The 1,037-nt window shown below is 60.5% G+C and carries 2 pseudogenes; both read left to right on the top strand.

Features of this window, described 5'->3' with window-relative positions:
- A pseudogene (locus EN906_RS35205) lies at positions 1-578 on the top strand (alanine dehydrogenase); the annotation flags it as partial.
- 206 nt (positions 579-784) lie between these two features.
- Positions 785-1,037: pseudogene (locus EN906_RS35210) on the top strand (porin family protein); the annotation flags it as partial.

Here is a 1,037-nt window from a genome sequence, read left to right on the forward strand (position 1 = left end):
GTCTGCACGCGGCCAGGATGGCGGCCGGCCTTGGCGCCGACGTCACCATCATCGACCGCTCGATCCCGCGCCTGCGCCAGCTCGACGACCTCTTCGCCGGCCGCGTCCACACCCGTTACTCGACTGTCGAGGCGCTGGAAGAAGAGTGTTTTTCGGCAGACATCGTCGTCGGCGCGGTGCTGATCCCGGGTGCCGCGGCGCCAAAACTGGTTTCGCGCGAAATGCTGTCGGGCATGAAGAAAGGCTCGGTGCTGGTCGACGTCGCCATCGACCAGGGCGGCTGCTTCGAGACCTCGCACGCCACCACTCATGCCGAGCCGACCTATGAGGTCGACGGCGTCATCCACTATTGCGTCGCCAACATGCCCGGTGCCGTGCCGGTCACTTCGGCCCACGCGCTCAACAACGCGACGCTGCACTATGGCCTGCAGCTTGCCGACAAGGGCCTGAAGGCGCTGGTCGACGATCATCACCTGCGCAACGGCCTCAATGTCCACAAGGGCAAGATCACCAACCGGGCAGTCGCCGAGGCGCTCGGCTACGAACTGGTCGAGCCGAAAGCCGTTCTCGCCGCCTGATTTTCGCGAGAACAGCTCCTTTCAATCCAGCCCGCCGGTTCCAAGCCGGCGGGTTTTTTCTTGCGAGCCTGTTTTTCAGGCAAAGCATGGCGTCGAAAGATGTGACGCAACGGCACTTTGCTCATCATTGTTGCATATTTGTCATTCCCGTACCGACCGACTCCCTGCTAGAGACATTCTGGGTTTACTCATTGGGGTACGGGCATATGTTCATTCGCACATCCGCGAAATCTTTTCTTCTTGGTGCTGTTTCTGCTGTGGCTTTGATGTCTGCTGCTCATGCAGCAGATGTCGTCCAGCCGGTAGAAGAAGCTGCCGGCTTTAACTGGAGCGGCCTCTACGTTGGTTTTGGCGTCGGTGCCGGTGCCAACGTACACGAGCTCGGCAGCGATTTTATTCCAATCTCGCTGAACGGCATTGGTGGCGAAGGCGGCTATGGTGAGCTGCCGGTGGGCTATG

Source organism: Mesorhizobium sp. M7A.F.Ca.CA.004.06.1.1, assembly GCF_003999135.1.
Lineage (GTDB): Bacteria > Pseudomonadota > Alphaproteobacteria > Rhizobiales > Rhizobiaceae > Mesorhizobium.